The following is a 6,739-nucleotide window of genomic DNA, read 5'->3' on the forward strand; positions in this document are numbered from 1 at the left end:
CTCACGCCACGTACCGACGGGCACCGGGACACCACCGTGCACGCCAGAAAGAAAGCACCTCGACACCGCAGGCCGTCGGCTGCTGCTCTATGATCCTTTCTCCTTAGATGTGCTCGTCGAGGGTCTCCTACCAGTCGAGCCCGGCAGCTTCTTCACAGCAGGGGTGCGATGAATACGCAGCAGCGGGGCGCCAGTATAAGAATCTTCCTTATCGATGGGACGCCTCAGGGGATGCGCTTGGTGGAGCGCATCGGCTGGACAGGGTGCTGCTTGGGTTTCTCGCGCGCCGACTGGGACCGGGCCCGCAAGCGTGAGGAGTTGCAGCACTCTGGTGTCTACGTCCTTGTGGGAGCAGATCCGCAGGGCGTGCGGCCTGTCAGGATCTACATCGGTGAGGGGGAGGAAGTACGGACCCGTCTCGACTCTCACGTCACGAAGAAGGATTTTTGGTCCACTGCCTTCGTCTTGTCCACGAAGGATGATTCGCTGAACAAGGCACACATCAGGTACCTGGAAGCGCGTCTGATCGCCATGGCTCAGGCCGCGCAGATCGCGGCGGTCGAGAACGCGACCAACCCGGCCACGCTGGGCCGACTGTCCGAGCCGGAGACCGCGGACATGGAGTCCTATCTTGACGAGGCGCTGACGTTGCTTCCCCTCATGGGAGTCACGGCCTTCGAGATCTACGATGCACCCGAAGCATCTGCGGCAGCGCCAGTGACGAAGAACGATCAGGCGGCGATCGCCGGTAAACGTTACTGGTTGAAAACGCAGCACACCGAAGCTGAGGGATTCAGCGACTCTCGGGGGTTCGCAGTCCTGGTGGGCGCCCTGGCTCGCAGGGAGACCAAGGTGATGGTCCCGGGATACGAACGAGTCCGCAAGGAGCTCATCGCGGAAGGCATCCTGACGGGCGAGAACGAGAGCCAGTATCGGCTGTCCAGGACATACATCTTCGACAGCCCGTCGAGTGCCGCCAGCGTCCTCGCCGGCGGCAGCAAAAACGGCAGAACAGAGTGGAAGGACGACCGGGGGAAGTCCATCAAGGACAACGAGGAAGCCACGGCCGCGTCGCCTGTTTGAGCCCGATGGGCAGTCGTTGAGCGGCCGGGGCCACCGGCAAATCTTCCTCGTAGGGGACGGGGGTGGGTCGCTTCCCGATCCGCCCGCGTCCTACGGCGTCGCGCGCCCGGCCGAAGTATCGAACTACGGCGCTCTGCGGTGAACTGGCCGAACAACTGTTGCACAGTGCGGCAGTTGCTCATACGGGCGGCGACTGCGGGAGAAGGCGACAAAGCTCGGCGGGGTCCGCGCCTGCACCTGCGCCTGCACCAGTATAGGCGCCGGCTCGTGACCTGGCAGCGGACCGGTCCCCTTGGGCTGGCCTTCCCAGACCGCCCGAACCAGGCCGGACGCCGCTCTCGTTACGGTCAGGCGTAGCGACAGTCCGCATATGCTCCCAGCGCGTACCTCACCAAATACCAGGCGAGGCGCGGGCGCTGCAGCCCAGTATGTCGTGCTGGTGGACGGCCGGGCCGGCTGCGCGATGCTAGCCGCAGTGCCGCAGGCCCGTGACGTATTCACCGCCCCGGGTTGGCCCTCCGCACCCACCATCTGGTCTGCGGGATCAAACGGGCCTTCCTGTGCAAGGAAGGCCTCACCGCACCGGTTCGGTGGTGCGCGCACCAACCCACTCGGGAAGATCGGCAGCGGGGCGCCGAGCCGCCGGTGTCGGCCCGGCGGCGGTCGTGCTCCGCGGCGGCTCCTGGTCATCTGGGCATCCACGACGTGAGCAGCGCGAGCGCTGCGATACCCGTGGCGAACATGATGAAGAAGGCCAGGAGGGCCTCCCTCATGGCGAGGGGCAGGCTGGCCCCGTCCAGGCGCTGCAGTAGCCCCGCCAGTGCGGCCAGGAGCGCGGCGCACAAGAGGGTGACGGCCAGGGCGAGGAAGGCCACGATGAGGGCAAGAGACATGCGTTCTCCTTGAGCTGGGGCGGGGTCACGCCGTGTGCGTGCCGTGATGCCCCTACGGTGCCGACAGCGCCTGGTGTCCGTCACGCCCGTCGGACACCCCGGTGCCTGGGCCGTAAAATGTGCAGTTCAGCGGGGCTGTGCGTGGGACAGCGTGTCCGACGGTGCGCGGGGCTGGTTTTGCTGGAGCGAGGCAGGAAGGGCGTCGGGCCTGTGGCGTTGCGCGGGGAGGGGTCGGTAGAGCCGGAGGAGTACTTCCGCACGCTGCTGCTCACGCTGGGAGAGTTGCGGGGCCTGGTGGAGGTGTCCTGGCGGAAGCTGGCGGCGCGGGTCGGTGTGCCGCGGACCACCTTGGAGTCCTGGCTGCGGGACGGGAAGGTTCCCGATGAGGTCGATGCGGTGAAGAGGACGGCCGGCCTGTTGCTGGCTGCGGCACGTCAGCATTCCGGTGCGTCAACCGCCGCTCACGTGGCCCGCCTTGATCAGGTCGATTGGTCGTCGGCGCACGCGGCGGTCCAGGCCGTGCGCGGTGAGTCCCGCGGCCGGTCGGCCCGTACCGGGCGGGCTCGGCGGGGCCGGCCGCAGCCGGTCGGTGCGCCCGCGGAGCAGGGATCGCCGGTGCACCGTGCGGTGTCCTCGTGGAGCGCCCGCCAGTTGCGCGTGCACGCCGCAGTGCCGGGCGAACGATGCGCTGGCGGGCAGGATGATTTCGTACTGCCCGCCTACGTGCCGCGGGGGCACGATGTCGCGGTCCGTGACCGGCTGCGGCATCTTGCGGACGACGGCAAGGCCGAGTTGCTGGTGTTGCGGGGCGGGTCTTGTACCGGTAAGACCCGCACCGCGTACGAGGCGGTGCGGGAGGTGGTTTTCACCTGGCCACTGGCGTATCCGAAAACGGCCCAGGATCTGGTGGAGTTGCTGGCCGGCTCCACCGTGGCGGCACGGACGGTGGTGTGGCTGGACGATCTGCACCGGCTGCTGGCCGAGCCTGCCGGTGAACAGGCGGCAGCCCTGCTGCGGGATCTGCTGGAGCGGCCGGGGCCGGTGGCAGTGGTGGCGACGATCTGGCCGGAGAGTCACCGGGCTTTGGTGGCGACGCCCGGGAACGGGCAGGCAGATCGCCATGGTCAGGCCCGCGCTCTGCTCCACAGCGGCTGGACGGTGGACGTGCCCGAGTCGTTCGCCGGCCAGGAGTGGCGGGAGTTTGTGCAGCGGGCCGCCTCGGACCCGTCGTTGACAGCGGTGGCGGTCGCCGCCGGCAGAGCGGGGGCGGTGACCCAGACTCTGGCCGCGGGGCCGGAGTTGCTGGAGCACTGGCAGCAGGCGCCGCACGCCTGCAGCAAGGCTTTGCTCACCGCGGCCATCGATGCGCGGCGCCTTGGTGTGCGCACACCGCTTCGGGAGGTCTTCCTGCAGCAGGCAGTCGCTGGATATCTCACACCACGCGAGCGGGCCGAGGCGGAGCCCGACTGGTTCGAGCAGGCGATGGCGTATGCGCGCCGGCCGATCAAGCAGGTCACCAGTGCCCTGTTGCCGGTGCCCCATCCCACGGGGATGGGTCCGCTGCCGGGCGTGGTCGAGGTGGCGGACTATCTCGAGCAGCATGCCGGAGCCCAGCGCTGGGACCAGGTGCCGCCTGCCACGTTCTGGGATGCCGCGCGCCAGCACCTGGGCAGCGGCGACGATCTTGAGCGGTTGGCGCTGCACGCCTTCTCCCGCAGCCGCTACCGGATCTCCCGCGAGCTGTACCTGCGAGCTGCGACGCAGGGCAGCACGGATGCCGTAGAGGGCATGTGCTTCAGCTACTGCGAGACCGGCCGGGTTTTGACCGCGCAGGGCCGCGACGAGCTCGCCGCGCTGGCACGCGCGGCAGACGATGGCGGCTACAGCCTGTGGTTCGTCGGCTCGACCTTGGCCAGCATCGGCCCAGAGGAACAGGACCAGCAGATGTGCGTCCTGGCCGCCGAACTTCTGGCCGACTCCTACGCAGCGGGATACCGGGACGCCGCGTTCTCCCTGGCTGAGCTGTGGGAAAGCACGGGTTTGTCCGTCGAGGCGGCCCAGCTCACTGCGCACGCGCGTCAGAGCGAGGTCGAGCCTGCCCCGGAGCTTGGGGAGGGACCTGGGCTCGTGCAGAGCATCCGGGAGGTACTGGAGCGCACGACCGGCCCGCAGGAGGAGGGGGCAGCGAAGGTGATTGCCTCCCCAGACGAGATCCGCCGGTTGGCACGCCGCCCCGTTCGCGAACCGTCACTGCTACCGCTGCGCTGGCAGACCCGCCTGCCCGACCACGGATACGCGGATCTCACCGAACAGCTGCTGTCCGCCGTGATCGACAGCGGCTCGCAGGTCGCCGTCTTCGACCTCGAACGGTCTCTGGCGGCCCAAGGACGAGATGAGGCTGCGGCATCCGTGCTGATGACGGCGGCCGAGGAAGGAAACGACCAGGCTGTCGCCGAGCTGGTCTCCCGCTGGTGTACGAGCCGGCCCCAAAAGGCGGAAGATCTGCTGGCGCGGTGCCGGCACAGCGGGCGGTTCCAGGCCATGGTGTCCGCCCTGCGTCCGTTGCTGACGCGGCCCCAACCTGCCGTACGACGTCTGGCCGAGGCGCACCTTGGCCAACTTGCCGATGATGGGTATGGCGGGGCACAGATGGCGTTGGCCCTATGGCGCCTTGATCAATGGCAGCAGACCAACCCAAAAGCTGGGTCTGCGGTGCCGCCGGAGATCCTGAACCTCTTGCAGAAGGCTTGTGCCCACCGGACCGAGGCGCGCCGGCTCCTGGGACAGCATGCGCTGATCACCGGCGATACGACGAAGGCCGAGTCCTTTTTTCGCGACGCCATCGACGGCGGCGACTACACCGTACTGACCGAGCTCGCTCAGCTCCTGCATCCGAGCTTCCCCGGCGGGGAGGCGCAGCTGGTGCGCTGCGGCCTAGAAGCGGACGGCTCCAGCAGCCCGCCCTGGTAGCCGCTTCGAGCGGCACCGCGCGAGCTGGCCTGCGATCGGCGCTGCGGCTCTTTGCTCGCAGGTGGCGTAGACCGTACCCCGGAAGGCGAGGACTGGGCGCTCATGTGTTGCCGCCGGGCGGGGGGGTCGCACGGCGCATGGTGTTCTCGACAAGGTCCTCGACGTGCCGTCGCTGGGTGAGGCCGCGCTGCCGGTGCTGCGCGATGACGGCCGCTGCATGATGTCGCCCAGGCGCCACTGCAGGTAGAGCCCTGCGCACCGGACCGTCTGCAAGCACTTCCCGAGCCAGCCCCTTTTGATGGCATCGGGCAGCAGCTGGACAACCTACACACCCAGCAGTTGGCTGGCCCTGTGACCTCGCCGAAGATGTCAATCGGGTTGCAGGCAGCACCTGGCCGGGGTGCTGTCAGCGTGGTAGAACGCACTCGGTCGCAGCACTCAAGCCTATTGCCCATCCCCCGTGGTCAGGAGCTCCTGGATCGGGGCCACCGCACGTCAGGCGCCCGTGCAGCGCCACCCGTCAGATGTCGTTGAAGTAGGAACGCGTATCGAGGATGAACGTGCTTCGCGCTGCGGCGAATTGGCTGACCACCCAGGTAAAGGGCTGCTGATCGTGCTCCGTCACGTAGACCAGACGGTCCTCGTCGAAGTCCGTGCTGCGCCCTTGAAGCTGGAGCAGGTCGCCCAGGTCGGCCAGTCTGGCCGCGGAGGCGATGAGTGCGTCCGGGCCTTCCAACTCGACTCGTGCTACGGCCTTGACCAGGCGCTCGAACGCCTCGAAGGCATGGTCGAATGCCTCTTCTTGGCGCTGCTCGGCGCTCTCCCTCTGCTCCGCGGCTCGCTGTCGGCGGATGTTGTCGTCGCTCGCCTGATCTTCGTAGATCATGGTAAGCCACGAGGTCGCGCTGCCGCTGTTGTCGCAGGCTCGCTTCAGCTCGTCTGCCGCTGTCAGCACTTCGACGCTCGCCGCGTGCTGGCTCGTTCGACGGGTGTGTTGCAGCTGCGCGCGCCCGGCGGCCTCTGCCGATAGGCGTGCTGCACGGGCCTGCAGGTAGACGGCGGGTACACCGACCACTGCGACGGCGGCAGTGACGAGAGAGGTAATGGTCTCGATAGACACGACGCTGATCGTATCCAGCCCCGCTGACCGCCGGGCCAGGGGTGCGCCGTGCCCGGGTCCGGAGCATGAGGCCCGGTGGTTTACCGGTCGGGCGCTGGGAAGCTGGCGTCATACCGCTACAGCCTCGCGCATCCGACTGGGACCGGGACGCCGTACAGCAAGCAGAGCAGGGCAATGGGCCGGCGGTCGAGGTAGCTGGCATCCGGCGATGCGCCGCGGCAGGCGATGAGGCATACGACCTACCTTCAAATCATCGGTAGGCGGGACCACCCGGCGGCTCAACGCCAGCGTGCTCAGGCGCTCCGTGACCGGGAGCCAGGAGCGGGCTCGGGCGGACTCGTGCGCCGAGGAGTGGTGATCAAACTGCGCGTTGTGCGCGGACATCGCCCGGCCATTCGTACAGGTTCGGGATCGCAGGTATCGAGCACCGTGGTGAACTCCTGCGTCGCCTCTCCCGCCGCATTCAGCCTGCTGAAAAGCTCCGGCAGCACGGTATGCTGCCGGAGCCGTGGCACGACGCCGCCCGCCGCGTCGCAAGCCTTGGGGCGGTGCCGTGGATCCGGAGTACGGGCCGCCATTACTGACCTTCTACTTGTGATGTCGGTGGTGGTGACAGGTCTTGATCCTCGCGGTATGCCGTTTTCATGAGGTATGCGCAAGGTGGTGGGTTGAC

At 67.9% G+C, this 6,739-nt stretch carries 4 protein-coding genes; 2 read left to right on the plus strand and 2 right to left on the minus strand.

Features of this window, described 5'->3' with window-relative positions; genetic code table 11:
* The first annotated feature begins 168 nt into the window (after window positions 1–168).
* Window positions 169–1,083, plus strand: coding sequence for a GIY-YIG nuclease family protein (locus ABZ721_RS35730; RefSeq protein WP_358792954.1), 915 nt, complete (start codon window positions 169–171; stop codon window positions 1,081–1,083).
* Between the two features lie 686 nt (window positions 1,084–1,769).
* Here the strand turns inward: ABZ721_RS35730 and ABZ721_RS35735 are convergent.
* Window positions 1,770–1,976 carry a hypothetical protein gene (locus ABZ721_RS35735; protein WP_358792955.1) on the minus strand — a complete coding sequence of 69 codons (207 nt, stop codon included), beginning with the start codon at window positions 1,974–1,976 and terminating at the stop codon, window positions 1,770–1,772.
* A gap of 210 nt (window positions 1,977–2,186) precedes the next feature.
* Between ABZ721_RS35735 and ABZ721_RS35740 the strand changes: the two genes are divergently transcribed.
* Complete coding sequence (locus tag ABZ721_RS35740; RefSeq protein ID WP_358792956.1) at window positions 2,187–4,946, plus strand: hypothetical protein; 2,760 nt, start codon at window positions 2,187–2,189, stop codon at window positions 4,944–4,946.
* A gap of 520 nt (window positions 4,947–5,466) precedes the next feature.
* On the opposite strand, the gene ABZ721_RS35745 is transcribed toward ABZ721_RS35740, so the two are convergent.
* Window positions 5,467–6,066, minus strand: a complete 600-nt coding sequence (locus ABZ721_RS35745; RefSeq protein WP_358792957.1) for a hypothetical protein — start codon at window positions 6,064–6,066, stop codon at window positions 5,467–5,469.
* Window positions 6,067–6,739 lie beyond the last annotated feature (673 nt).

The organism is Streptomyces sp. NPDC006733 (assembly GCF_040636125.1).
In the GTDB taxonomy this organism is placed as follows: domain Bacteria; phylum Actinomycetota; class Actinomycetes; order Streptomycetales; family Streptomycetaceae; genus Actinacidiphila.